The organism is Streptomyces sp. RLB3-17 (assembly GCF_007113425.2).
GTDB classification, from domain to species: domain Bacteria; phylum Actinomycetota; class Actinomycetes; order Streptomycetales; family Streptomycetaceae; genus Streptomyces; species Streptomyces mirabilis_D.
Window position 1 is genome coordinate 8,134,715 of the sequence record NZ_CP041610.2, and the last position, 25,440, is coordinate 8,160,154.

The 25,440-nt window shown below is 71.7% G+C and carries 24 protein-coding genes; 16 read left to right on the forward strand and 8 right to left on the reverse strand.

What is annotated here, in order from left to right; genetic code table 11:
• Positions 1–209 precede the first annotated feature (209 nt).
• The 7 genes from FNV62_RS36700 to FNV62_RS56000 all read left to right on the forward strand — a co-directional run bounded on the left by FNV62_RS36700 (position 210) and on the right by FNV62_RS56000 (position 5,541).
• Positions 210–1,064 carry a helix-turn-helix domain-containing protein gene (locus tag FNV62_RS36700; RefSeq protein WP_054228612.1) on the forward strand — a complete coding sequence of 285 codons (855 nt, stop codon included), beginning with the start codon at positions 210–212 and terminating at the stop codon, positions 1,062–1,064.
• Positions 1,065–1,206: 142 nt separating this feature from the next.
• Complete coding sequence (rimO, locus tag FNV62_RS36705; RefSeq protein WP_097286478.1) at positions 1,207–2,694, forward strand: 30S ribosomal protein S12 methylthiotransferase RimO; 1,488 nt, start codon at positions 1,207–1,209, stop codon at positions 2,692–2,694.
• Positions 2,691–3,404, forward strand: a complete 714-nt coding sequence (gene pgsA / locus FNV62_RS36710) for a CDP-diacylglycerol--glycerol-3-phosphate 3-phosphatidyltransferase (protein ID WP_097286479.1) — start codon at positions 2,691–2,693, stop codon at positions 3,402–3,404. The genes rimO and pgsA overlap by 4 nt, the downstream gene beginning before the upstream one ends.
• Positions 3,401–3,946: a CinA family protein gene (locus FNV62_RS36715; RefSeq protein WP_143603104.1), complete on the forward strand. Its 546-nt coding sequence runs from the start codon at positions 3,401–3,403 to the stop codon at positions 3,944–3,946. Before pgsA ends, FNV62_RS36715 begins: the two co-directional genes overlap by 4 nt.
• A 109-nt stretch (positions 3,947–4,055) precedes the next feature.
• The gene (locus FNV62_RS36720; RefSeq protein ID WP_054228608.1) at positions 4,056–4,433 is read left to right on the forward strand and encodes a helix-turn-helix domain-containing protein; all 378 of its coding nucleotides are present in this window, start codon (positions 4,056–4,058) and stop codon (positions 4,431–4,433) included.
• A 212-nt stretch (positions 4,434–4,645) separates the two neighbouring features.
• On the forward strand, positions 4,646–5,116 hold the full coding sequence (locus FNV62_RS36725; RefSeq protein WP_097286481.1) for a Dps family protein: 471 nt from the start codon (positions 4,646–4,648) through the stop codon (positions 5,114–5,116).
• A gap of 164 nt (positions 5,117–5,280) precedes the next feature.
• Positions 5,281–5,541, forward strand: coding sequence for a hypothetical protein (locus FNV62_RS56000; protein ID WP_097286482.1), 261 nt, complete (start codon positions 5,281–5,283; stop codon positions 5,539–5,541).
• Between the two features lie 166 nt (positions 5,542–5,707).
• On the opposite strand, the gene FNV62_RS36730 is transcribed toward FNV62_RS56000, so the two are convergent.
• From FNV62_RS36730 to FNV62_RS36740, 3 genes are all read right to left on the reverse strand, one after another.
• On the reverse strand, positions 5,708–6,469 hold the full coding sequence (locus FNV62_RS36730; protein WP_060901153.1) for an SDR family NAD(P)-dependent oxidoreductase: 762 nt from the start codon (positions 6,467–6,469) through the stop codon (positions 5,708–5,710).
• Between the two features lie 110 nt (positions 6,470–6,579).
• Positions 6,580–7,416, reverse strand: coding sequence for a DNA-formamidopyrimidine glycosylase family protein (locus FNV62_RS36735; RefSeq protein ID WP_097286483.1), 837 nt, complete (start codon positions 7,414–7,416; stop codon positions 6,580–6,582).
• A 95-nt stretch (positions 7,417–7,511) separates the two neighbouring features.
• Complete coding sequence (locus FNV62_RS36740) at positions 7,512–12,470, reverse strand: ATP-dependent helicase (protein WP_143628367.1); 4,959 nt, start codon at positions 12,468–12,470, stop codon at positions 7,512–7,514.
• Positions 12,471–12,761: 291 nt separating this feature from the next.
• On the opposite strand from FNV62_RS36740, the gene FNV62_RS36745 reads away from it, so the two are divergent.
• The 3 genes from FNV62_RS36745 to FNV62_RS36755 are packed head-to-tail and all read left to right on the forward strand — an operon-like array spanning position 12,762 to position 14,700.
• Positions 12,762–13,757, forward strand: a complete 996-nt coding sequence (locus FNV62_RS36745) for an AraC family transcriptional regulator (RefSeq protein WP_164331820.1) — start codon at positions 12,762–12,764, stop codon at positions 13,755–13,757.
• Positions 13,655–14,395, forward strand: coding sequence for an AzlC family ABC transporter permease (locus FNV62_RS36750; RefSeq protein ID WP_164331960.1), 741 nt, complete (start codon positions 13,655–13,657; stop codon positions 14,393–14,395). Before FNV62_RS36745 ends, FNV62_RS36750 begins: the two co-directional genes overlap by 103 nt.
• Positions 14,392–14,700 carry an AzlD domain-containing protein gene (locus tag FNV62_RS36755; protein ID WP_054229840.1) on the forward strand — a complete coding sequence of 103 codons (309 nt, stop codon included), beginning with the start codon at positions 14,392–14,394 and terminating at the stop codon, positions 14,698–14,700. Before FNV62_RS36750 ends, FNV62_RS36755 begins: the two co-directional genes overlap by 4 nt.
• Positions 14,701–14,758: 58 nt before the next feature.
• On the opposite strand, the gene FNV62_RS36760 is transcribed toward FNV62_RS36755, so the two are convergent.
• Positions 14,759–15,712 carry a hypothetical protein gene (locus tag FNV62_RS36760; protein WP_143628369.1) on the reverse strand — a complete coding sequence of 318 codons (954 nt, stop codon included), beginning with the start codon at positions 15,710–15,712 and terminating at the stop codon, positions 14,759–14,761.
• 80 nt (positions 15,713–15,792) lie between these two features.
• Here FNV62_RS36760 and FNV62_RS36765 point away from each other — a divergent pair, with 80 nt between their 5' ends.
• Together FNV62_RS36765 and FNV62_RS36770 are read left to right on the forward strand one after the other, a co-directional pair.
• A complete protein-coding gene (locus FNV62_RS36765) occupies positions 15,793–15,987 on the forward strand; it encodes a DUF3046 domain-containing protein (protein WP_054229842.1) in 195 nt (64 codons plus the stop codon).
• A 60-nt stretch (positions 15,988–16,047) separates the two neighbouring features.
• Complete coding sequence (locus tag FNV62_RS36770) at positions 16,048–17,262, forward strand: AI-2E family transporter (protein ID WP_143628371.1); 1,215 nt, start codon at positions 16,048–16,050, stop codon at positions 17,260–17,262.
• Between the two features lie 22 nt (positions 17,263–17,284).
• Here the strand turns inward: FNV62_RS36770 and FNV62_RS36775 are convergent, their stop codons facing one another.
• On the reverse strand, positions 17,285–18,124 hold the full coding sequence (locus FNV62_RS36775) for a hypothetical protein (RefSeq protein ID WP_399222998.1): 840 nt from the start codon (positions 18,122–18,124) through the stop codon (positions 17,285–17,287).
• A gap of 327 nt (positions 18,125–18,451) precedes the next feature.
• Between FNV62_RS36775 and recA the strand changes: the two genes are divergently transcribed.
• The 4 genes from recA to FNV62_RS36795 all read left to right on the forward strand — a co-directional run bounded on the left by recA (position 18,452) and on the right by FNV62_RS36795 (position 24,023).
• Positions 18,452–19,576, forward strand: a complete 1,125-nt coding sequence (gene recA / locus FNV62_RS36780; RefSeq protein ID WP_060897132.1) for a recombinase RecA — start codon at positions 18,452–18,454, stop codon at positions 19,574–19,576.
• A 3-nt stretch (positions 19,577–19,579) separates the two neighbouring features.
• Positions 19,580–20,518, forward strand: coding sequence for a recombination regulator RecX (gene recX, locus FNV62_RS36785; RefSeq protein ID WP_143628373.1), 939 nt, complete (start codon positions 19,580–19,582; stop codon positions 20,516–20,518).
• 242 nt (positions 20,519–20,760) lie between these two features.
• A complete protein-coding gene (locus FNV62_RS36790; RefSeq protein WP_143628374.1) occupies positions 20,761–21,474 on the forward strand; it encodes a helix-turn-helix domain-containing protein in 714 nt (237 codons plus the stop codon).
• A complete protein-coding gene (locus FNV62_RS36795; protein ID WP_143628375.1) occupies positions 21,471–24,023 on the forward strand; it encodes an ABC transporter permease in 2,553 nt (850 codons plus the stop codon). The genes FNV62_RS36790 and FNV62_RS36795 overlap by 4 nt, the downstream gene beginning before the upstream one ends.
• Positions 24,024–24,181: 158 nt before the next feature.
• On the opposite strand, the gene FNV62_RS36800 is transcribed toward FNV62_RS36795, so the two are convergent.
• The 3 genes from FNV62_RS36800 to FNV62_RS58075 all read right to left on the reverse strand — a co-directional run bounded on the left by FNV62_RS36800 (position 24,182) and on the right by FNV62_RS58075 (position 25,435).
• Positions 24,182–24,577 (reverse strand): rhodanese-like domain-containing protein, encoded by a 396-nt coding sequence (locus FNV62_RS36800; protein WP_399223000.1) that lies wholly within the window; start codon positions 24,575–24,577, stop codon positions 24,182–24,184.
• A complete protein-coding gene (locus tag FNV62_RS36805; RefSeq protein WP_143652232.1) occupies positions 24,574–25,110 on the reverse strand; it encodes a cysteine dioxygenase in 537 nt (178 codons plus the stop codon). The genes FNV62_RS36800 and FNV62_RS36805 overlap by 4 nt, the downstream gene beginning before the upstream one ends.
• An 88-nt stretch (positions 25,111–25,198) precedes the next feature.
• Entirely contained in the window at positions 25,199–25,435 is a 237-nt protein-coding gene (locus FNV62_RS58075; RefSeq protein ID WP_351755080.1) for a putative leader peptide, read from the reverse strand.
• Positions 25,436–25,440 lie beyond the last annotated feature (5 nt).

The following is a 25,440-nucleotide window of genomic DNA, read 5'->3' on the forward strand; positions in this document are numbered from 1 at the left end:
AACGTGACTCACCCGTAAGGGAAATACGGGCAACCGTTTCCCTTCGTCGTACGTCAAGTTGAGCGAGGGGACAGGTCCCTGTCCCAACATCAGGGTGACCGGCCATTCTGATGGCGTACAAAGTCCCACCGCCCGGTTGCCCCACCCTTTCGTACCCCCCCTAAACTGAACCTCCAGCACAGGTGGCTACACGCTCGAAAGGCGCCCCCGTGTCCATCGGCAACTTCCCTGACGGCAACTCCCCTGAAGACGAGCGCCCGTTCGAAGAGCACCGCGAAGAAGGCCTCTCGGTCGGTCGTGCCCTGCGGCAGGCCCGCATCGAGGCAGGACTGACCGTTGACGACGTCAGCAACGCCACCCGGGTCCGTATCGCCATCGTGCACGCGATCGAGCAGGACGACTTCGCCCCCTGCGGCGGTGATGTGTACGCGCGCGGCCACATCCGGACGCTGGCCCGGGCGGTGCACATCGATCCGGCCCCGCTGCTCGCCCGCTACGACGCCGAACACGGCGGGCGACCCGCGCCCACCCCTGCCGCCCCGATGTTCGAGGCGGAACGCATCCGTCCCGAGCGCCGCGGGCCGAACTGGACCGCCGCCATGGTCGCGGCGATCGTCGCCGTGATCGGCTTCGTCGGGTTCACCGTGGTCAAGGGCAACGGTGGGAGCGACGCGAAGTCGTCGGTCGCCGAAGGCTCCACACCGACCGCCAGTACGTCCACCACCTCGGCCAGCCCCAAGATCAGCAAGCCCGCCGACCCGAAGCCCGAGCCCACCGACAGCGCCATCGCGGCGGCCCCGCAGGACAAGGTGACCGTCCAGGTGAGCGCCCCCGACGGGCGCAGCTGGATCTCCGCCAAGGACCACAACGGCCGACTCCTCTTCGACGGTCTGCTCAAGCAGGGCGAGTCGAAGACCTTCCAGGACAAGACGAAGATCGACCTGGTCCTCGGCGACGCGGGCGCCATCAAGCTGTACGTGAACGGCAAGAAGATCGAAGACCAGTTCCAGCCCGGCCAGGTCGAGCGACTGACGTACACGAAGGGCGACCCCGTCGTCGGATGACTTCGGACGGCCGTGAGGGTCGCACAACGGGCTCACGAAGCGGGCGCACAAAGGGCTCACCGCACAGGCGGGTACGGGGTTGGCCAAGATCGGCCAACCCCGTCGACGTGGGCTGTCAGTGAGACAAAGTAGTCTTGAGCCCATGCCTGAACGCCGTACCGTCGCACTCGTCACCCTTGGCTGCGCCCGTAACGAGGTGGACTCGGAGGAGCTCGCAGGCCGCTTGGAGGCGGACGGCTGGCAACTCGTGGAGGACGCCGAAGAAGCGGACGTCGCCGTCGTCAACACCTGTGGCTTCGTCGAAGCCGCCAAGAAGGACTCCGTCGACGCCCTCCTGGAAGCCAATGACCTCAAGGGGCATGGCAGAACCCAGGCCGTCGTGGCGGTGGGCTGCATGGCCGAGCGGTACGGCAAGGAGCTCGCCGAGGCCCTCCCCGAGGCCGACGGTGTGCTCGGCTTCGACGACTACGCGGACATCTCGGACCGCCTCCAGACCATCCTGAACGGCGGCATCCACGCCTCCCACACCCCCCGCGACCGGCGCAAACTGCTGCCGATCAGCCCCGCCGAGCGGCAGAGCGCGGGCGAGGAGGTGGCCCTTCCCGGCCACGGCGCCCCCTCGGACCTCCCCGAGGGCGTCGCCCCGGTCTCCGGCCCGCGTGCGCCTCTGCGCCGCCGCCTGGACGGCTCCCCGGTGGCCTCGGTGAAGCTCGCCTCCGGCTGCGACCGGCGCTGCTCCTTCTGCGCCATCCCGTCCTTCCGCGGCTCCTTCATCTCGCGCCGCCCCAGCGACGTGCTGAACGAGACCCGCTGGCTGGCCGAGCAGGGCGTCAAGGAGATCATGCTGGTCTCCGAGAACAACACCTCGTACGGCAAGGACCTGGGCGACATCCGCCTCCTGGAGACCATGCTGCCCGAGCTCGCCGAGATCGACGGCATCGAGCGCGTGCGCGTGAGCTACCTCCAGCCCGCCGAGATGCGCCCCGGGCTCATCGACGTGCTGACCTCCACGCCGAACATCGCGCCCTACTTCGACCTGTCCTTCCAGCACTCCGCGCCCGACGTGCTGCGCGCGATGCGGCGCTTCGGCGACACGGACCGCTTCCTGGAGCTGCTCGACACCATCCGCTCCAAGGCCCCGCAGGCCGGCGTGCGGTCCAACTTCATCGTGGGCTTCCCCGGCGAGACCGAGGCCGACCTCGCGGAGCTGGAGCGCTTCCTCACGGGTGCGCGCCTCGACGCCATCGGCGTCTTCGGGTACTCCGACGAGGACGGCACGGAGGCGGCGACATACGAGAACAAGCTCGACCAGGACGTGGTCGACGAGCGCCTCGCGCGCGTGTCCCGGCTCGCCGAGGAGCTGGTCGCGCAGCGCGCCGAGGAGCGCGTCGGTGAGACCGTCCATGTGCTCGTCGAGTCGGTCGGCTCCGTCGACGGGGAGGAGTGGGGTGCGGTCGGCCGTGCCGCGCACCAGGCGCCCGAGACCGACGGTCAGGTGCAGTTCACGAGCGGCGAAGGCCTGACGGTGGGCCGTATCGTCGAGGCCAAGGTGGTCGGTACGGAAGGTGTCGACCTGGTGGCCGAGCCGCTCCTGGGCTCGCTCCCGTGTACTGAGGAGGCGGCCAGATGACCGGAGCCCCGGCGTCCGCGGCGGGCGGCTCCCCCAGCGCGAACGGCGCGGCGGGCGCTCCCGGCGTTCCCGGGGGCTCCAAGCCGGCGCGGGGCGGGAAGCTGGGCGCTGTGGCCGTCAATCAGGCCAGCCTCTGGAACATCGCGAACATCCTGACCATGATCCGGCTCGTTCTGGTGCCGGGCTTCGTGGCGCTGATGCTGGCCGACGGCGGGTACGACCCCGCTTGGCGTGCCTGGGCGTGGGCGGCCTTCGCCGTCGCCATGATCACCGACATCTTCGACGGGCACCTGGCGCGTACGTACAACCTGGTCACCGACTTCGGGAAGATCGCTGACCCCATCGCCGACAAGGCGATCATGGGTGCGGCGCTGGTCTGCCTGTCCTACCTCGGTGATCTGCCGTGGTGGGTGACGGGAGTGATCCTCGGGCGCGAGCTCGGGATCACTCTGATGCGTTTCCTGGTGATCCGCTACGGGGTCATTCCGGCCAGCCGTGGCGGCAAGCTGAAGACCCTCGCGCAGGGCACCGCGGTCGGGATGTACGTCCTGGCGCTGACGGGGCCGCTGGCCACCCTGAGGTTCTGGGTGATGGCCGTGGCGGTCGTCCTGACCGTCGTCACCGGGCTCGACTACGTAAGACAGGCCGTTGTGCTGCGCAGGAGCGGGATCGCCGAGCGACAGGCGGCGGCCGAGGAGGCGGAACGGTGAGTTCTACGGCCGCCGAAGTGCTGCGACTACTCACGGTGAGGGGCGAGACGCTCGCCGTCGCCGAGTCGCTGACCGGCGGTCTGGTGGCGGCGGAGATCACCGCGACGCCCGGGGCCTCCCAGGCCTTCCGAGGCTCCGTGACGGCGTACGCCACCGAACTCAAGCACGAACTGCTGGGAGTCGACGTCACTCTGTTGGCCGAGCGTGGTGCGGTGGATCCGCAGGTCGCGGCCCAGATGGCGGCCGGGGTGCGCAAGGCGCTCGGCGCGGACTGGGGGATCGCGACCACCGGTGTCGCCGGTCCCGAACCCCAGGACGGGCAGCCGGTCGGGACCGTTTTCGTGGCCGTCGACGGGCCGTCCCGAGCATCTTTTCATGCTGCCGGCGGCGGGAAAGTGATACCGCTGCGGTTGAACGGCGACCGGACGGAAATCCGTATGGAGAGTGTACGGAGCGTACTCGCACTGCTCCTGAAGGAGCTGGCGGGCGAACAGACCGGGAATGAGCGGGCACAGGATACGGAACAGAACGGGGGGTTTTGATGTTTGCAGCCCTGAGTGAACACGACATCGCTCCCCGCACGGCCGCGGCGCAAGGCGGTACGGTGGGGCGTGAAGGATGCGGCTACGCGGTCCGAGGAGGGAGCCACCGATGATTCTGCTCCGTCGCCTGCTTGGTGACGTGCTGCGTCGGCAGCGCCAGCGCCAGGGCCGTACTCTGCGCGAAGTCTCCTCGTCCGCCCGAGTTTCACTCGGCTATCTCTCCGAGGTGGAGCGGGGGCAGAAGGAGGCATCCTCCGAGCTGCTCTCCGCCATCTGCGACGCGCTGGACGTACGGATGTCCGAGCTCATGCGGGAAGTGAGCGACGAGCTCGCTCTCGCCGAGCTGGCCCAGTCTGCAGCGGCCACCGAGCCGGTGCCCACACCGGTGCGCCGTCCGATGCTGAATTCCGTATCGGTCACCGGCGTACCACCGGAACGGGTCACCATCAAGGCGCCAGCCGAGGCGGTCGACGTCGTCGCCGCCTGACGCTCACGAGTTCTCGCTCATGAGCTGAGCATGCTTGTGAAAGCCCCGGCCGGGGCTGCTCCAGGGAAGCCTGGAGCGGTTTCGGCCGGGGCTTTCGCTGTGTCCGGGTCCACTCGCTCCAGGTGACCCGAATTGTGCGTCTATGCCATGGTTGATGAGGTCGTGATGGATGAGGCCGTTGTTGATGAGGTCGAGTGGATCGGAGAATCCCGATGTACGTCGTGAAGAGCCCGTTGTCCGACGCGGATCTTAAGACCGTGTCCGGCGCCCTCCAGGGAGCGCTGGTCGACCTGGTGGATCTCTCCTTGGTCGCGAAGCAGGTCCACTGGAACGTGGTCGGACCGCGTTTCCGCTCCATCCACCTCCAGCTCGACGAGGTCGTGGACACCGCACGGCTGCACTCCGACACGGTGGCGGAGCGCGCCTCGACGCTCGGGGTCCCGCCCGACGGACGGGCCGCGACCGTGGCCACCACCAGCGGCATCGGTGTGACGCCCGAGGGCTGGATCAAGGACAGCGACGCCGTGGGGGAGCTCGTGGACGCGCTGAGCGCGGTGATCAGCCGGATGCGGGTGCGGGTGGACGCGACGGGCGAAGCCGATCCGGTGAGTCAGGACATCTTCATCCAGATCACCGCCGACCTCGAGAAGCATCACTGGATGTTCCAGGCGGAGAACGGGTGACGCCCGGAGGTGGGCGGCTCACGGTGGTGACCGCCGGGCGCTCCGTGGGGGCCGCGGGGCGCCATGGCCGGCTTCGGATGTGCCTTGGGTGCGCCTCTGTGCCGTTGGTGCGCCCTGTCGGTGGGTGAGAGCGCGGGTCTAGCTTCGGGCTGGAGGTGGACACCATGGCAGGGCGGATAGCGCGCTGGGGGGCAGCGCTGGGGCTCGGTGCGCTGTGGTGGTGGGGTGTCCTCCGGCTCGCGCTGGCGCCTGATGCCGGGGCGCTGGAAGGGGCGGTCGTGGCCGGGGGATGGGGGTTGAGCCTGCTACCGGTGCACTGTGTGCCGAAGGCGGAGGCCGTGCGCGCCGGCGCCGGGGCGCACGGGCGGCGGGAGGGGTGGCTACGGCGTGGGGCGCGTGGGGGGCGCGAGCCGGGGGCTTCGTAGCGGCGGGGCGCTTGGTGGCAGGGGGCGGGGGCGGGTGCGGCGCGTTTGGGGGCGCGTGGTGCCTGGGGCTCGGCGCGGGAGGGGCTGGGCTCAGCGGGGGCGGGTGCATGGGGGAGATGTCGCAGGGCGGATGCCCGGGGCGGCGGCGTGGGGGTGCTGCTGGGGGCTACCAAGGCATCGCTACGCCGCCGTTCGGGCGCAGGATCTGCCCCGTCGTGAACGCCGAGGCGTCGGAGGCCAGGTGCAGCACGGCGTGGGCGATGTCCTCGGGTTCGCCGACCCGGCCGAGCGGCGACAGCCGGGCCATGACCGCTTCCGTGCGCGCCTGGGCGTCCCCGTGACGGTCGGTCATCGGCGTGCGTGTCCAGCCGGGCGCGACCGCGTTGACACGGATGCCGTGCGGGCCGATCTCGGTCGCCAGGGTCTTCGTCAGCTGCACGACGGCCGCCTTCGACGCGCCGTAGCAGAGCAGGCCGGGGCCGCCGGTGTCGATGGCGCCGGACGCCATCGTGATGATGCTCCCGCGGACGCTCTTCTCGATCATGAGGCGGGCGGCCTCCTGGCAGGCGTACAGCACGCCCTTGAAGTTGACGCCCAGCACGCGGTCGAGGTCCTCGTCCCGGGTCTCCAGGACCGGGCTGCTGTGCATGATCCCGGCGATCGCCGCCATGACGTCGAGCCGTTCGCAGGACGCGACGGCCTGTCGGAGCTGCGCACGGTCGCCGACGTCGAGCGGATGTGTGTGGGCCGTACCGCCCTGGGCCTTGATGAGGGTCGCCGTCTCGTGCAGGCCCTGCGGGTCCCGGTCCGCGCAGTGGACGGCGGCCCCCGCCTCCGCCAGCAGGACGGCTGACGCGCGGCCGATCCCGCTGGCGGCGCCGGTGACGAATGCGGTGCGTCCGGTGAGGTCGTACGCCTTGACGGGCATGAAGGGACGGTACGAGGGTTTCTGACGGTCCGTCAATTAGTTGTACGGCAAGGAGTTGGTCGTACGGCGAGGAGATAGTTGAGCGGCGGGGAGTTGTACGGCGGGTAGTTCTACGGGAGGGTCCGGCGCTCGGAGGGCGGGATACGGCCCGGGGTCGGAGTCGGGCCCGTCTGGCACGTCGGGCACCAGTACGTGGGGCGCTCTCGGGAGCCGTCGCCCTGGTCGGCCCGGCGGATCGAGGTGCCACAGCGCAGACAGGGGCGGGGTGCGCGGCCGTACACGAAGAGGTTCTGGTCGCGGCGGCCGGTGGTGATGCGGGTCGGGCGGTCGCGGTTGGTCTCCAGGAGCTTCTTGGCCAGGGCCGGGAGCAGGGTGGCGCGGTCGGCGGGAAGCTCACCGATGGGCAGCCAGGGGGTGACCCGGAGGAGGAAGCACAGCTCGCTCTTGTAGACATTGCCGATCCCGGCGAGGTTGCGCTGGTCGAGGAGGGCCTCGCCGAGGGAGCGGGCGGGGTCTTGGAGGAGGTTCTCCAAGGCGCTGTCGGGGTTCCAGTCCGGGCCGAGGAGGTCGGGGCCGAGGTGGCCGACGGCGCGGTCCTCGTCCGCGGTGCGGAGCAACTCCAGGACGGGGAGCCGGTAGCCGACGGCCGTGCGGTCCGCGGTGCCGAGGATGGCCCGGATCTGGTGGGCGGGGCCGCCGCTCCAGCGCCGGCCGTTCGCGTACACCTTCCAGGAGCCGTCCATCCGCAGATGCGAGTGCAGGGTCAGGCCGCCCTCGATCCGGGTGAGGAGGTGCTTGCCGCGCGGGGTGACGTCCAGGACGGTGCGGCCGGTGAGGTCGGCGGTGGCGTACTTGGGCACCCGCAGATCGGAGCGGGTCAGCACCTTGCCCGCGAGGGCGGTGTGCAGCCGCCTCGCGGCTTGCCAGACGGTGTCTCCTTCGGGCATGGGTTCCAGGGTGGCACGAGTGGGGGGGGGGTGCGGCGGGGTGGGGGCGGGGTCGGGTGGGATGCGGGTACGTGGGGTGCGTGTGGGTGGGGTGCTCAGGCGCGCAGGCGCAGGCCGCGGGGGGTCGCGATGAAGCCGGCACCTTCCAGGAGGGTGCCGAACGGTGATGTCAGGGCGGAGGCGCCGTTGACGCGCTCCACCGTGACCGTGCCGAGGGAGCCCGCGAGGGCGGCCGCGGCGAGGGCTTCGGCGGCGGCACGCAGACGGGCGTCCTCCATGATCGAGCCGTCCGGGTCCGAGGGCCAGGCCAGCAGGGTCTTGCCGCCGCGCTCCATGTACAGCGTCAGCTCGCCGTCGACGAGCACCACCAGGGAGCCCGCCTTACGGCCCGGCTTGTGCCCGGCGCCGGTGGGGGGCTCGGGCCAGGAAAGGGCCGCGCCGTAGGCGTTCGCGGGGTCGGCGGCGGCCAGGACCACGGCCTGGGAGGTGGCCCGGGACGAGGAACGGGCTCGGAACCGGTTGGGGGAGAGCGCGGGGTCGCTCGCGAAGCCGTGGTGGCCGGCGAAGGCGGAGTCCTCGGCCTCGGGGAAACCCAGGGGGCTCGTCGCGTCGAGGTCGAGGTCGTCGGGGAAGGCGTGGGTGTGCGCGGGATCGTCGTGGCCGCCGGGGAAGCCGTTGGTGTGCGCGGGGTCGCGGCCTTCGGGGAAGCCGTTGGTGTGGGAGCGGCCGGGGGTGTCCGGGAAACCGGCCGGCGCCGGGAAGGCGTCCCCCGGGAAGCTGTCCCGGGGGTCCTGGGCGGTCAGGGATTCGCCCCGGTCCCGTGCGTTCGCCGCCGCGCGCAGGCGGTCCACCGCTCCGTCCATCGCGAACTGGGCGGCACCCAGTCCTTCCACCACGTAACCCCGACGGGCCTGGCCGCTGTCCTCGAAGGCGGACAGGATGCGGTACACGGCGGAGAAGCCGCCCTCGACCCCTTCCGCGGCGACGGCGCCCCGGGTCACCACGCCGTGCCGGTCGAGCAGTGTGCGGGCCAGGGCGTGGGCGCGCACGGTGGCGTCGGGCTCCCGGGCGGGGAGCAGCGACCAGCGGCCGGCCACCGTCGGCGGGCCCGTACGGGACTGGGGGCGTGCGGCGCCGGTCAGGGAGCCGTAGCGGCCGCGCGGCACCGTGCGTTTGGCGCGGTGTGCCGTGGACCCGGCGGTGCGACCCGAACCCAGGAGCGCGCGCATCGGTGCGAGCGTGTCGTTCGTGAGCCGACCGGACCAGGCCAGGTCCCAGATCGTGTCGGCGAGTTGGGGATCGGTGGCGTCGGGGTGGGTGGTGGCGCGGACCTGGTCGGTGATCTGGCGGAAGAACAGGCCATAGCCCCCGGAGAGGGCGTCCAGCACCGACTGGTGCAGGGCGGTCAGCTCCAGGGGGTGCGGGTCCGGGAGGAGCAGCGGGGCCGCGTCCGCGAGATAGAGCGAGACCCAGCCGTCCTTGCCCGGCAGCGCCCCGGCCCCGGCCCAGAGCACCTCTCCGGCGGCCGTGAGTTCGTCGAGCAGCGCGGGGGCGTAACCGGAGACGCGGGAGGGCAGGACCAGCTTCTCCAGGGCGGAGGCGGGCACCGAGGCGCCCTGCAACTGCTCGATGGCGCGCACCAGTCCGTCGATGCCGCGCAGCCCGTGCCCGCTGTCGACGTGCTGCCACTGCGGCAGGAACTGTGCGAGTGCGGCGGGCGGCACAGGCTCCAACTCGTGGCGCAGGGCCGCGAGCGAACGGCGCCGCAGTCTGCGCAGCACGGCCGCGTCGCACCACTCCTGGCCGATGCCCGCCGGATGGAACTCCCCCTGGACGACGCGGCCGTTCGCCGCGAGGCGTTGCAGTGCTCCGTCCGTGACGGCCGTGCCGAGACCGAAGCGGGCGGCGGCGGTGGTGGAGGTGAACGGGCCGTGGGTACGGGCATAGCGCGCGAGGAGGTCGCCGAGCGGGTCCTTGACCGGCTCCGTGAAGGCCTCGGGGACGCCGACGGGCAGCGCCGTGCCCAAAGCGTCCCGCAGGCGGCCGGCGTCCTCGATGGCCGCCCAGTGGTCGGCGCCGGCGATACGGACCTTGATGGCGCGGCGGGCGGAGGCCAGCTCCTTGGCCCACTGCGGCTCGGCGCCGCGCTCGGCCAGGTCGGCGTCCGTGAGCGGGCCCAGCAGGCGCAGCAGGTCGGCGACGCCTTCGGCGTCCTTGACCCGGCGGTCCTCGGTGCGCCACTGGAGTTCCCGCTCCAGCTCGGTCAGTACCTCGGCGTCGAGCAGCTCGCGCAGCTCGGCCTGGCCCAGGAGCTCGGCCAGCAGGCGGGAGTCCAGGGACAGGGCGGCGGCGCGCCGCTCGGCGAGCGGGGAGTCGCCCTCGTACAGGAACTGGGCGACGTATCCGAACAGGAGCGAGCGGGCGAAGGGGGAGGGCTCGGGCGTGGTGACCTCGACGAGCCGCACCTTGCGGGACTCGATGTCGCCCATCAGCTCGGTGAGCCCGGGGACGTCGAAGACGTCCTGGAGGCATTCGCGGACCGCCTCCAGGACGATCGGGAACGATCCGAACTCGCTGGCCACCTGGAGCAGTTGGGCGGCGCGCTGCCGCTGCTGCCACAGCGGGGTGCGCTTTCCCGGGCTGCGGCGCGGCAGCAGCAGGGCGCGGGCCGCGCACTCGCGGAACCGGGCCGCGAACAGTGCCGAGCCGCCCACCTGGTCGGTGACGATCTGGTCGACCTCGCCCTTGTCGAAGGCGACGTCCGCCGCGCCGACGGGCGCCTGCTCCGTGTCGTACTCCGTGCCCAGCTTCATGGGCTCCTGGTCGAGCAGGTCCAGGCCCATCACGTCGGCGTCGGGCAGGCGCAGCACGATGCCGTCGTCGGCGTGCATGACCTGGGCGTCCATGCCGTAGCGCTCGGAGAGGCGGGCGCCCAGCGCGAGGGCCCAGGGGGCGTGCACCTGGGCGCCGAAGGGAGAGTGCACGACCACCCGCCAGTCGCCCAGTTCGTCACGGAACCGCTCGACGACGATCGTGCGGTCGTCCGGGACGTGCCCGCACGCCTCGCGCTGTTCGGTGAGGTACGACAGCACGTTGTCGGCGGCCCAGGCGTCCAGTCCCGCGGCGAGCAGCCGCAGGCGGGCGTCGTCCTTGGGGAGCGAGCCCACTTCGCGGAGGAACGCGCCGACCGCCCGGCCGAGTTCGAGAGGGCGGCCAAGTTGGTCGCCCTTCCAGAAGGGGAGCCGGCCCGGGACACCGGGGGCGGGGGAGACCAGGACGCGGTCGCGGGTGATGTCCTCGATGCGCCAGGAACTCGTGCCGAGCGTGAAGACGTCCCCGACGCGGGACTCGTAGACCATCTCCTCGTCGAGCTCACCGACCCGGCCGCCGCCCTTCTTGGGGTCGGATCCCGCGAGGAAGACCCCGAACAGCCCGCGGTCGGGGATGGTCCCGCCGGAGGTGACGGCGAGGCGCTGAGCGCCGGGGCGGCCCGTGATCGTACCCGCGACGCGGTCCCACACCACGCGGGGCCTGAGCTCCGCGAAGGCGTCGGACGGATAGCGGCCGGCGAGCATGTCGAGCACGGCCGTGAACGCCGACTCGGGGAGCGAGGCGAAGGGCGCCGCCCTGCGGACGGTGGCGAGCAGGTCGTCGACCTGCCAGGTGTCGAGTGCGGTCATGGCGACGAGCTGCTGCGCCAGCACGTCCAAGGGGTTGGCGGGGACCCGCAGGGACTCGATGGAGCCGGTGCGCATCCGCTCGGTGACCACCGCCGCCTGGACCAGGTCGCCGCGGTACTTGGGGAAGACGACGCCGGTGGACACCGCGCCGACCTGGTGGCCCGCGCGGCCCACGCGCTGGAGGCCGGACGCCACGGAAGGCGGTGACTCGACCTGGACGACGAGGTCGACCGCGCCCATGTCGATGCCGAGTTCGAGGCTGGAGGTGGCGACCACGGCGGGCAGGCGTCCCGCCTTCAGGTCCTCCTCGACCAGGGCCCGCTGCTCCTTGGAGACCGAGCCGTGGTGGGCCCGCGCGATGACGGGCGGCGCCCCCTGGGCCGCGCCGGAGCCCCCCATCAGCTGGGCCGGGGCGTGCGCCTCCGCGAGGGGTTCGCCTGTTGCCCGCTCGTACGCGATCTCATTCAGCCGGTTGCACAGGCGCTCCGCCAGGCGGCGGGAGTTGGCGAACACGATCGTGGAGCGGTGGGACTGGACGAGGTCGGCGATCCGCTCCTCGACATGAGGCCAGATGGAGGGCTTCTCCGCGCCCTCGCCGCCGTCGGCGACCGGGGAGCCGCCGAGCTCGCCCAGGTCCTCGACCGGGACGACCACGGAGAGGTCGAATTCCTTGCCCGACGGCGGTTGGACGATCTCCACCTTGCGGCGGGGCGAGAGATAGCGCGCCACCTCGTCCACCGGACGCACCGTCGCGGAGAGGCCGATGCGGCGCGCCGGCCTGGGCAGCAGCTCGTCGAGGCGCTCCAGGGTGAGCGCGAGATGGGCGCCGCGCTTGGTGCCCGCGACCGCGTGCACCTCGTCCAGGATCACCGTCTCGATACCGGTCAGCGCGTCGCGCGTCGCCGACGTCAGCATCAGGAACAGCGATTCGGGGGTCGTGATCAGGATGTCCGGCGGGCGGGTGGCCAGCGCGCGGCGCTCGGCGGCGGGGGTGTCGCCGGAGCGGATGCCGACCTTCACCTCGGGCTCGGGCAGCCCGAGGCGCACCGACTCCTGCCGGATGCCGGTCAGAGGGCTGCGCAGATTCCGCTCCACGTCCACCGCGAGGGCCTTGAGCGGCGATACGTACAGCACCCGGCAGCGCTTCCTGGGGTCGGCCGGGGGCGGGGTGGAGGCCAGCTGGTCGAGTGCGGCGAGGAACGCGGCCAGGGTCTTGCCGGAGCCGGTCGGGGCGACCACCAGCACGTCCGAGCCCTCGCCGATGGCCTTCCACGCGCCGGCCTGGGCCGCGGTGGGCGCGGAGAAGGCCCCCGTGAACCAGCCGCGGGTCGCGGGTGAGAAGCCGTCCAGGGCTCGGTGTGCGGAGCTGACCATGCGTCCATCCTGCACCCCGCCACTGACAATCACTCTGACCTGCGGAAATGTGGCCGGTGGCCTAGTGGGACGCCTGCGGCTCGGTGACGGGGCGGGGCCGCGCCGGGGGGGGGATCCGTCCTCGGTCAGGCGCGGAATCGGTCGATCACCGACTTGGCGGCGTTGACGCGCCAGCCGCTGCGGGCGGACACCCCCCGACACGCCCCCTCACCCCGCCGTGGGCGTGCCGACGGCAGCGTGGGGGTGCACCACCCGAGCCGGTCCCGCGGTGTCATGGCGGAGAATGAATGGGTGGCAGGTTCGGGGCAGGAGCGGGCGCGGCACTGGCGGTACCCGGAGCTGCCGGGTGTCGATCTGCTGCGAGCGCGGTTCGTCGAGAAGATCTTTGTGCGGCACACCCACGAGAACTTCGTGATCGCCGCCATCTCCGACGGTGTCGAGGTCTTCCACCACGGCGGCGCCGACCAGTACGCGGGTCCGGGCGCGCTCGCGCTGGTCAACCCCGACACCCCGCACACGGGCCGGGCGGGTGTTCCCGAGGGCTGGCGGTACGGGGCGGTGTACCCCTCGCCCGAGCTGGTGGCGGAGATCGCCGCGGAGACCACCACGATCCGTGGAACCCCCGGATTCGTCAGCCCGGTGCTCGACGATCCGTACGCGGCGGGTCTGGTGCACGAAGTGCTTCGGGCCGCGGAGGAGGGCAACGCGCTCGCGGCCGACACGCTGCTCCGGGTTGCGGTGACCCGGCTGCTGCGCCTGAACGGCGGTCCGCTGCCGCAGCGCGGTGTGCACACCGCGGGCGCCCGTGTCGCCGCACGCGCGCGTGCCGTGCTGGAGGAGCGGATGGCCGAGCCTCCGACTCTGGAACGGCTCGCCGCCGACCTCGGCACCAGCCCGTTCGCCCTGCTGCGCGCGTTCCGCGAGACCTACGGCATGCCGCCCCACACCTGGCTGACCGACGCCCGGGTACGCCGGGCACGCCACCTCCTGGACGCCGGTTCCGCGCCCGCCGAGGCGGCCGTCGCCGTCGGCTTCACCGACCAGCCCCATCTCAACCGTCACTTCACCCGGATCGTGGGCGTGCCTCCGGGCGCCTACCAGCGCGAGCGCAAGAACGTACAAGACGTCGACGGGCGGCCGTACCTACCGTCAGGGGTGTGGCAGAACAGACAGCTCTCACAGACATACGCAGTGAAGAAGGCGGCGGAAAACCCGACGCGGCCGTCGTCCGGGACGCCCTGGGAGTCGGGGTCGCCGTCGGACTGTCCGGTTTCGCCTTCGGAGTGACCTCGGCCGGCAGCGGGCTCACCGTGCTGCAGACCTGCGCGCTCAGCCTCCTGGTGTTCACCGGTGCCTCGCAGTTCGCGCTCGTGGGCGCGCTCGCAGGCGGCGGCAACCCGCTCACGGCGGCCGCGGGCGCGTTCTTCCTCGGGGTGCGCAACGCGTTCTACGGACTGCGGCTGTCACAACTGCTGGCCCTCCCGCGCGCGGTGCGTCCGTTCGCCGCGCAGTGGGTCATCGACGAGACCACGGCCGTCGCGCTCGCCCAGCCCACCCGCCGCAGTGTCCGGATCGGCTTCACCGTCACCGGGCTCACCCTGTACGTGCTGTGGAACCTCACGACGCTGCTGGGCGCCGTCGGGGCCGAGGCCATCGGGGACACCGACGCGTGGGGGCTGGACGCCGCCGGGCCCGCCGTCTTCCTCGCGCTGCTCGCACCGATGCTGAAGACCACCACGGAGCGCGCGGTCGCCGGTGCCGCGGTTCTTCTGGGGCTCGGTCTGCTGCCGGTGCTGCCCGCCGGAGTCCCCGTCCTGGTGGCGGCGCTGGCCGCTCCCGCCGCCCTCTACATAGAGGGGCGACGCGCTCCGAAGTCCGGCGGTCGTATGAAGGCCGACAACGACGCACCGAGGGACGACCGTTGAACATCTGGATCGCGATCGGGGCGACCGCCGTCGGCTGCTACGCCGTCAAGCTCATCGGCCTGCTGGTCCCCGACGGCGTCCTGGAGCGGCCGCTCGTCAAGCGCCTCGCCGCTCTGCTGCCCGTCGCCCTCCTGGCCGCGCTCACGGCTCAGCAGACCTTCGCCGACGGGCGCGTCCTGGTCGTGGACGCGAAGGTCGCAGGACTCGCCGCGGCCGCCGTCGCCCTGCTCCTGCGCGCCCCCTTCCTGCTCGTGGTCGGCGCGGCGGTGGTCGTGACGGCGGGAGTGCGGGCGCTGACAGGCTGACGCCCGGTACGCGGACGGCCCGCACGCGTGTGTGCGGGCCGGGAACCGTCGGGGGCGCTCAACCGATGGGCCGTCCGTACGCCCGTAGGGTGCGCAGGGCCTCGATCGTCACCATGGGGCGGCACTCCAGGGCGGTACCCGGTGCCCACTGGCGCCAGCGGATCGGCCAGCCGCCGTCCTCACGCTGCTCGCCCACCAGGAAGTCGAGCGAGCGCGCCATCTCCTCGTCGGTGAACCATGCGCGCGCGAGCGACCCCGGGGTCTTCGCGTAGTCGTGCGGGAAGTGGTGCTCGTCCGGCGCGTATCCGGGCGCCACCGGGAACGCCTCCAGGTGCGCCGGGTCCAGTGCCGCGAGCCGGTGCTCGCGCACCAGGCGGCCCAGCCGGTCGGCGGCGGCCTCCGCGCGCGGGCGGTCGGGGGCGGAGTCCAGGAAGGCCACGGCCGCCTCGATCTCGTACGGGTGGGACTTGTCCAGGGACTCGACCGCCCGCCAGCAGAAGTCGGTGGCCCGGAACAGCCAGGCGTGCCACACCTCGTTGCGGTGCAGCAGGCCCACCACGGGCCCGGTGGCGAGGAGTTCGCTCGGCGGGTCGTCGACGACGGGCACGAAAGGAGCGTGCGGATAGCCACGCTGAGTGGGATGGATCGCCGGCAGTGCGCCGTCCGCCGTCGACACCGAGGTCAAGTAGCGGCACACGCGCTCCACGCGCTGTCCGCCGCACCGCCCGATCGAGTCCAGGACCCGCAGCGCGTGCCCGGTGTGCAGCGGCTGGCTGACCGGGCCGCGGAGATCGGGTTCGAGCGCGTGACCGTATCCCTCGTCGTCGTTGCGGTAGGCGGCCAGCGCGGTCTCCACCGCGTCGGCGGCGCCGACGTCGCTGTTCAGGAAGTGGTACGCGAAACGGCGCTGCTCCAGCACGCGTGCGGTGAGCCAGATGAAGTGCTCGGCGCGCGAGAGCGGGGTGTGCGCCGGGGGCGTCGGGGGGAGTGGGGATGCTCCTGATTCGGCCATGTCTCAGACCGTAGGACGGAAAGCGGTCTCGGCGAGGGGCCTCGGCCCGGGCCCACTCTCAGGGGCGGGATACTGGAGTCATGCGGTTGACGGTCTTCTGGCAGCGGATGGCGGATCACTTCGGTGAGGCGTACGCCGACACCTTCGCGCGCGATCATGTGATGACGGAGCTAGGCGGACGGACCGTGCACGAGGCGCTGAACGCCGGCTGGGAGGCCAAGGACGTATGGCGCGTGGTGTGCGCGACCATGAACGTTCCGTACGAAAACCGCTGACGGACCCCGAAGATCCGGGGCGGGGCACAGAATGTCGGTGGAGTCGGCGACACTTGCCCCGTGGCCCCGACAGACGAGACCGCGCAGGTCGACCAGCAGACATCCCCCTTCGGCACGACGCCGCCCACTTCGCCCCCGGGCGGGGACGCCCCCGGGCAGAGCGCGCGCATGCCGCGCTGGCTGCCGCGCGCGATGGTGCTCGCGCTCACCCTCGTCGCCCTGTTCCAACTGGGCAGTTGGGCGTTCCACCAGCTCATCGGGCTGTTGATCAACATTCTGATCGCGTTCTTCCTGGCGCTCGCCATCGAGCCCGCGGTGAGCTGGATGGCCTCGTACGGTATGCGCCGGGGGCTGGCCACCTTCCTCGTCTTCTTCGGTCTGCTGATCGCGACGGCCGGATTCGTCACGCTGCTCGGCTCGATGCTCGCGGGTCAGATCGTCAAGATGATCGAGGGCTTCCCCGAGTACCTGGACTCGGTGATCAACTGGATCAACTCGAGCTTCCACACCCACGTGAGACGGGTGGACGTCCGGGACAGCCTGGTGCACTCCGACTGGCTGCGGAAGTACGTGCAGAACAGCGCGACCGGCGTCCTGGACGTGTCCGCGCAGGTGCTCGGCGGTCTCTTCAAGCTGCTGACGATCACGCTGTTCTCGTTCTACTTCGCGGCCGACGGGCCCCGGCTGCGGCGCGCGTTGTGCTCGGTGCTGCCACCCGCGCGACAGGCCGAGGTGCTGCGCGCGTGGGAGATAGCCGTCGACAAGACCGGCGGCTATCTGTACTCGCGCGGTCTGATGGCGCTGATCTCCGGCATCGCGCACTACATCCTGCTGCAGGCCCTGGGCGTGCCCTACGCGCCCGTGCTCGCCGTCTGGGTGGGTCTGGTCTCGCAGTTCATCCCCACCATCGGTACGTATCTCGCAGGCGCCCTGCCGATGCTGATCGCCTTCACCATCGACCCCTGGTACGCGCTGTGGGTGCTGATCTTCGTCGTGGTCTACCAGCAGTTCGAGAACTACGTACTGCAGCCCAAGCTGACCGCCAAGACCGTGGACATCCACCCCGCGGTCGCCTTCGGCTCGGTCATCGCGGGCACCGCCCTCCTCGGGGCCGTCGGCGCCCTGATCGCCATCCCCGCGGTCGCCACCCTCCAGGCCTTCTTGGGGGCCTATGTGAAGCGGTACGACGTCACGGACGACCCCCGGGTGCACGGCCACCGGACCAGGAGGGCGCCCTCCTTCCGCACCCGTCTGCGGGAGCTGCTCGGCCGATGAGGCCTATGAGGTTCACCAGGGTTCACCAGGTGAGGGCCGCCCACACCCCGGCGCCCAGGACCGCCGCCGCGTAGCAACCGACCGCCGCCTGGATGACCCGCCGCCGTGTCCGGTCGCTCCATGGTGTGTGCGACAGCAGCCAGGCCAGCGCGGGCAGGACCAGCACGGCGTGCAGGCTCACTCCGTGCAGCGGCTTGAGCGGGGCCGTCGAGTGGTACGCCGCCTCCTGGTGACCGGTGCGGGTGAGGACGACCCCGCGCGCGATCATCGCGGCGCCCGACGCCAGCGCGACGAGCAGGATCGCGAACCCGGAGCGCAGCGCGAGCGGCATCCCCAGAGGGCCCGTGGGCCGGTTTTGGAAGGAGGCCACCGCGAACACCGTGAGCAGCACCACGAGAACCCCGCCGCCCACCGCGAGCGTCATCGACACCGCCGTGTCGAAGCCGGTCTCCATGTTGAGGTGCGAGGGCACCCGGCGCCACGCCTGAAGGGTGATCCCGCCCACCTCCACGACACAGTCGGCGGCGAACACGACGAGCAGCGCCGAGCGCAGACGCGTTCCGACCCGCAGATACGACGTGACCCACGTGATCGCGATCAGCGTCAGCCCGAAGGAGAGCCCGAACGTGACGGGCTTGCGCCAGGAGACGGGCCCGTCCCAGGGGCCGCCGTCCACGGCGAAGACGGCCAGATGCGCCAGCCCGGAGAGCACCAGCACGGCGCCGGTCACATGGCAGAGCCGCTCGGTGGGACGCACTCCGTGCCACGCTCCACGCCACCCGGAGCGCACCGGAGACGGTCGTGCCGGTGGGGCGACGGCGGTGGTCACGGCGGGAGCGGGGGTTCCGCTGCGGCTCTCCATGAGGTCCAAGCTTCGGCGGCCAGGGCCCTGAGGTCGTCGTCCGGCCGAAGACTCCGGTGGTACGCCCTGTGGAGTAGGCGGGGATCCCGGCCGTTGTCGGTCCGCGAACGTAGGCTCGGAGGTGCCGCATGGTGCGCTTGACACCAAAATCGAACATCCATTCTCATGGAATCTCCGGCTGGGCTCTCGGCGGGGATTTCGGCAGGGTTTTCACAGAGATGTACCCGAGTTATCCACAGGCTGGACGGGCGTCGGGGCGCATTGTCAGTGGCAGGCGTTAGCGTCTTTGACGTGAAGCGATCGACTCAAGCAAACCGGGTGGAACCCATGGCAGGTACGGACCGCGAGAAGGCGCTCGACGCCGCGCTCGCACAGATTGAACGGCAATTCGGCAAGGGTGCGGTGATGCGCCTGGGCGAGCGGCCGAACGAGCCCATCGAGGTCATCCCCACCGGATCGACCGCGCTCGACGTGGCCCTCGGTGTCGGCGGCCTGCCGCGCGGCCGAGTGGTGGAGGTGTACGGCCCGGAGTCCTCCGGTAAGACGACGCTGACGCTGCACGCGGTGGCGAACGCGCAGAAGGCCGGCGGCCAGGTGGCCTTCGTGGACGCCGAGCACGCCCTCGACCCCGAGTACGCGAAGAAGCTCGGTGTCGACATCGACAACCTGATCCTGTCCCAGCCGGACAACGGCGAGCAGGCGCTGGAAATCGTGGACATGCTCGTCCGCTCCGGCGCGCTCGACCTGATCGTCATCGACTCCGTCGCCGCCCTGGTGCCGCGCGCGGAGATCGAGGGCGAGATGGGCGACTCGCACGTGGGTCTGCAGGCCCGTCTGATGAGCCAGGCCCTGCGGAAGATCACCAGCGCGCTCAACCAGTCGAAGACCACCGCGATCTTCATCAACCAGCTGCGCGAGAAGATCGGCGTGATGTTCGGCTCCCCGGAGACCACGACGGGTGGCCGGGCGCTCAAGTTCTACGCCTCGGTGCGACTCGACATCCGCCGCATCGAGACGCTGAAGGACGGCACCGACGCGGTCGGCAACCGCACCCGCGTCAAGGTCGTCAAGAACAAGGTCGCGCCGCCCTTCAAGCAGGCCGAGTTCGACATCCTCTACGGGCACGGCATCAGCCGCGAGGGCGGTCTGATCGACATGGGCGTGGAGCACGGCTTCGTCCGCAAGGCCGGCGCCTGGTACACGTACGAGGGCGACCAGCTCGGCCAGGGCAAGGAGAACGCGCGCAACTTCCTGAAGGACAACCCCGACCTCGCCAACGAGATCGAGAAGAAGATCCTGGAGAAGCTGGGCGTCGGTGTGAGGCCGACGGAGCCCACCGCCGAGCCGGGCGCGGACGCGGCGGTCTCGACCGCCTCGGACGAGGCCGCGAAGACGGTGCCCGCTCCGGCGGCCAAGGCCACCAAGTCCAAGGCCGCGGCGGCCAAGAGCTAGTCCATGACGCGACGAACCGACTGGGCCGAGTACGCCTACCCCGTCCCCCCGCGGGGGCAGGGGCACGGGGGGAACGGCGACTCGGCCGGAGACGGTGAAAGAGCGTACGGCGGGGACGGGCCGTACGGGGATGAGACGCACGGCGGCTCCTCCACGTACTCCGGTGGCACGTACGGCCCCGAGGGCTTTCATGGCGGGGATCCGTACGGCGGTGACGGTCCGGTGGGCGACGGTGAAGGTGACGGCCTGACGGACGGTCACGGTTCTCCGGACGGTGGATCGCGCCGTGGCGGTGGGCGGCGCGGCGACAGGGGGCGCGGCGACGGGGGGCCGCGAGGTGGACGAGGGCGTCGGAGGCGTGGCGCTTTCGGTGAGCCGTCCGACGACCCACAGGACGGAGGCACTCCTTCCTCGTCGAGGGCCGAGAAGGGGGAGCCCCCAGGGGACCCGGCTGAGCGGGCGCGGGCGATCTGTCTGCGCCTGCTCACCGGGACCCCGCGCACGCGGAAACAGCTCGCGGACGCGTTGCGCAAGCGTGAGATCCCCGACGATGTGGCGGACGAGGTGCTGTCACGGTTCGAGGAGGTCGGGCTGATCAACGACGGTGCCTTCGCGGACGCCTGGGTGGAGTCCCGGCACCACGGCCGGGGTCTGGCCCGGCGGGCGCTCGCGCGGGAGCTGCGGACCAAGGGCGTGGACTCGACGCTGATCGACGAGGCCGTCGGGCAGCTCGACTCCGAGCAGGAAGAGGCGACGGCGCGTGAGCTCGTCGCGCGCAAGCTCCGTTCCACGCGCGGTCTCGACCGCGACAAGCGGCTGCGACGCCTTGCGGGCATGCTCGCCCGCAAGGGCTACTCCGAGGGGATGGCGCTGCGCGTGGTTCGCCAGGCGCTGGAGGAAGAGGGGGAGGACACGGAGGGCTTGGGGGACGAGGGGTTCTGAGCCTTGAGGGTGGGGGCGGGGACCGAATGCGGTGGGCGCACGGGGGGCCGATCGCATTCAGGGGGGCAGGTCTCCGAACCCGGCCCAGAACCCGGCCCCTGACCCTCCCCTTCTCCCGTCTTCCCACCCTCGCCCGACCCAGGACTGTCCAACTCCCCTTTGTGAGGGTGGGGTTAACCCCCGGAGGGAGACGCCGGGTTGCCGCAATGCACAGGTGTCTGTGCACAGAGGACTGTGTACGCATGGCACAGGAACCCGGCGCGGAACCCTTGGTGAGGCGGGGCGAGGAGACTTCGGGCGGCTCCACCGAGCTCTCCGACCTCGCCACGCTCAAGGCCCTCGCGCAGCCCCGTCGGCAGCGCATGCTTCAGCACCTCACCGTGCACGGCCCCGCCACCTCGGCGACACTGGCCCGGGCGCTCGGGCTCAACACCGGAGCCACCAGCTACCACCTGCGTGAGCTCGCTCGGTACGGCTTCGTGGAGGAAGTCGACCGACCGGCCGAGGCGGGCGGCCACGGCAGGGAGCGCTGGTGGCGGGCCGTCCCCGGTGACCGCCGCTTCCCGCCGCGCAGTCGGCAGAGCGCCGAGATGCGGCTCGTCATGGACGAGCTGAACCACCACGCGTACGCCGCCGACCTCGAACTCTTCGAGCAGATGCAGGTGCAGGCGCAGAGGCAGCTACGGACGCGGGGGGCGGACGGGGAGGTGGCCGAAGCCGATCCCTGGGTCGACGCCTTCCCCTACTCGCGCGGCAGCATCCGGCTGACGCTCCCCGAACTCCGCGCGTTCTTCGAGGAGTACATCGCGCTCCTCAACCGTTACAAGCGCCCCGAGGCCGACACCCCGCCCGGCGCGCGCACGGTACTCACCCGGTTCCTCGCCTTCCCGGCCCCCGACGCCGCGCCCGAGAACCGTCCAGCGCCCCACGACAGACCAGGGAGCAAACCCTCATGATGCTGCGTTACGCCCTGCGGACCGTCCGAGCCCGCAAAGGTGGCTTCCTCGGTGCCTTCTTCGCCTTGATGTGCGCGGCCGCTCTCATCACCGCCTGCGGCACCCTCCTGGAGACGGGCCTGCGCGGCACGATCGCCACCGAACGGTATGCAGCGACGCCCGTCGTGGTCTCCGCCGACCAGAACGTCCACCAGACCACCGTCAAACACAAGAAGGGCAAGACCAAGGTCAAACACAAGGCCAAGCCGATCGCCGAACGGGCCTGGCTCCCGGGCGACCTCGCCACCGAGCTCCGGAAGGTGCCCGGCGTACGTGAGGTCATCCCCGAACTGACCTTCCTGGCCGAACCCTTGGCACCCGGGGGAGCCGTCGACAAGGACCGGCCCGCCTACGGGCACGCCTGGGACTCCGCCGCGCTGACCCCGTACACCCTCACCACCGGCACCGCCCCCAAGGCAGACGGCGATCTCGTCATCGACCGCCGTCTCGCCGAGCGCGCCCACCTCGAGCCCGGCGACCGGCTCACCGTCCAGTCGACGCAGAGCCCGCGGACCTACCGGGTGACCGGAATCGCCGCCCCCGCCCAGGAGGTGCGGCACCAGACCGCCCTCTTCTTCTCCACCGCCGAGGCCCGCCGCCTCGCCGCCCACCCCGGGCAGGTCACCGCCTTCGGGGTGCTTCCCACCAAGGGCACGGACGCGGCCGTGCTGAAGCGGTCGGTCAGCTCGGCGCTGCACGGAACCAGGGCTCCGCACGGTACGACCGCGCAGGTCAGCGCCGGTGACGGCCGAGGGCCCGTGGAGTTCCTGGACGCGGCCGCCGCGCGTACGAAGCTGGTCAGCATGGGCGGTGCGATGGGCGGCACCTCACTGCTCGTGGCCGTCCTCGTGGTCGTCGGGACCTTCGCGCTCTCCGTGCAGCAGCGCCATCGCGAACTCGCCCTGCTGCGCGCCATCGCCGCAACGCCGGGCCAGATCCGGGCGCTCCTCGGCCGTGAGGCACTGATCGTCGGGGCCGCCGCGGGCACCGCCGGCGCGCTCGCGGGGCTGCCGCTGGGCAGTTGGCTGCACGGCCGGTTCGTGGCCATGGGCGCCGTGCCGGCCACGCTTCAGCACACCGTCAGCGTCTTCCCGCCGTTCGCCGCGCTCGCCGCGACGCTGCTCGGTGCGTGGGCCGCCGCCCGTATCTCCTCGCGCAGGATCGCCCGGATCCGCCCGGCCGAGGCGCTCGCCGAAGCCAGGGCCGAGCGCACCCGCCCGGCGTGGGGACGGATCCTCGCGGGTCTCGCCCTGCTCGCCGGCGGTGTCGTCCTCGTCGCCGTGCTCAGCGTTCTGCGCACGGAACCCGCCTCGACTCCCGTGACCTTCCTGGCCGTCGTGGTCCTCGCCTCCTCCGTCGCGCTGCTCGGCCCGCTGTTGGTCAGGGCGGCCGTGGCCGTACTCGGAGGTCCGCTCGCGCTGACCGGACCCAGCAGTCGGCTGGCGCGTGCCAACCTCCGTGGCCATGCCGCCCGGATGGCCTCCGTCGTCACCCCTCTGACCCTCCTCATCGGCATGACCTGCACCGTTCTCTTCGTTCAGCCGACCCTGGGCAACGCGGCCCGCGCCCAGGCCCGCGAGGGCATCCGCGCCGACTGGGTGGTGGCCGCCCAGGGCCCGGGCGTACCGGCCGAGGCCGCACGGCGGCTGCGTACGCAGCACGACACCGTCACCGAAGTGGTCCGCACGACCGTCCGTGTGGGACTCGACAAGTACGCGGCGCAGGGCGTCACACCCGGGGGCCTCACCCGCACCTGGGACCCGGACGTCACCGCCGGCTCCCTGACGAAGCTCACCGAGGACACCGTCGCCGTCAGCGAACTCGCCGCCGACCAGCTCCACCTGAAGCCCGGCAGCCCGCTGAAACTCACGCTGGGCGACGGAACACCCGCCACGCCGACCGTCGTGGCCGTCTACGCCAGGGGCCTCGGCTTCGGCGACCTCACCTTCGCCCATGACCTGGTCGCCCGCCATGTGGACGACCCGCTCGCGACCTCCGTCCTCGTCAGCACCGGCCGTACACAGACACAACTCGCGACTACCCTCCGTGAGTTCCCGGGGATCCACGTCCTCGCCCCGGCCGCCGCCGACTCGATCCAGGCCGCACGGCAGCAGGCGAACGCCGAGGTCAACTACCTCGCCATGGGACTCGTCCTGGCCTTCACCGCCATCGCCGTCGTCAACACGCTGGCCATGTCGGTCTCGGAGCGTGTCCGCGAGTTCGCGCTGCTGCGCCTCGCCGGGGCGACCCGGCGCCAGGTGTTGGGGATGCTGCGCACGGAGGCGCTCTCGGTCCTGCTGCTCGCCACCGCGCTCGGCAGTGGAATCGCGCTCGCCGTCCTCACCGCGTTCAGCGTCGGCATGACGGGCGAGGCGGCTCCGGCGGTCACACCCCTGGTGTACGTCGCCGTGGTCGCGCTCGCCGGGCTGCTCGCGCTCGTCGCCACCGCGCTGCCGGGCCGGGTGGCGTTGCGGGTGCGCCCGGTCACGGTGGCCACGGCCAAGGAGTAGGGGACGGTACGCGTAGGAGTAAGGAGCTGTACGCAATGGTGGGCGCCCCTTACATCAGGGGGCGCCCACCAAGTACGTACCGCGACCACCTGCGTACCGCGACCAAGTACGTACCGCGACCAACTACGTGCCGCCACACGGTGATCGTGAGCCCGGAGCTAGGCCGTCACCGGGAGACCGGCCGCCTTCCACGCCTGGAAGCCGCCGACCAGGTCGGTCGCCCGGTGCAGTCCGAGCTGGTGGAGGGAGACGGCGGCGAGGCTGGACGCGTACCCCTCGTTGCAGACCACCACGACCCGCAGATCATGGCTCGTGGCCTCCGGGGCGCGGTGGTTGCCGTGGGGGTCGAGCCGCCACTCCAGTTCGTTGCGCTCGACGACGAGGGCGCCGGGGATCAGTCCGTCGCGCTCGCGCAGGGCGGAGTACCGGATGTCGACGAGGAGGGCTTCGCCGGCCTGTGCGGCGGAGTAGGCCTCCTCGGCCTCCACCCGGTCGAGTCCCTCGCGGACCCGTGCCAGCAACGTGTCGATGCCCACCGGGCGGGGTGCGCTCACTGCCAGTCCTCCGGACGCTCGACGTGCTCCAGGCGCAGCACCTGCCCCGTGCGGCTGTAGCGGCGGATCCGGGGCAGCGGCGGGTAGTACGCGTGGACGGAGATCGCGTGCTCCTCGGTGGACTCGTTGAGCACCTCGTGCACGTGGTGGCGGCTGAAGGAGCGACCCTGGCCGGCCGGCAGCCGACGTTCGCGGTCGACGTCCTCGGAGAGTTCGAGGGTCTTCCAGCCGTCGGTGGGCAGGCGGGCGGCGAGCGAGTACTCCTTGAGTTCGCCCGCGGCGGCGACGAAGGCGCCGACCGAGTCGGCGTGGTCGTGCCAGCCGGTCCCGGTGCCGGGGGGCCAGCCGATGAGCCAGGCCTCGCTGCCGCCGGGGCCCTCCAGGCGCACCCAGGTGCGGCCCTCGGGGTCGAGGGGGAGGGAAGCGATCAGTTCGGCGTCGGCGGCGGTGCGGCGCACGAAGTCGAACAGGTCGGACTGGGTGGGGGCGTGGACCGGTGCGGAGGCGGAAGGCGTGGTGGAGGGGGTGGACACAGACACGGGTACCGTCCTGGGCGTTCGCGTGGGTGCGCGCGGCAGCCGACAGGGAGGGGCGGCGCGCGGGGAGAGAACAGCTGCGAATTCAGCAGGACGGGCGACACACGCAGCCCGCGTAGCGGACGAGGTCCATATGGACCCTCCGCCACAGGCGCACACAGGTGTCGGTCACGATCCGGAGTACACCATGGCGGTCCGGGCCGGTCAACTCACTGTCACCATGTGGACCCTCTGGTGACCGAGGGTGCCGCGCTGGCCGTGGCTCCGCGCCCCGGACGGGTTCGGCTACCTGAGCCTGGTGGTCCGGGGCGGGCCGGACCACCGGGG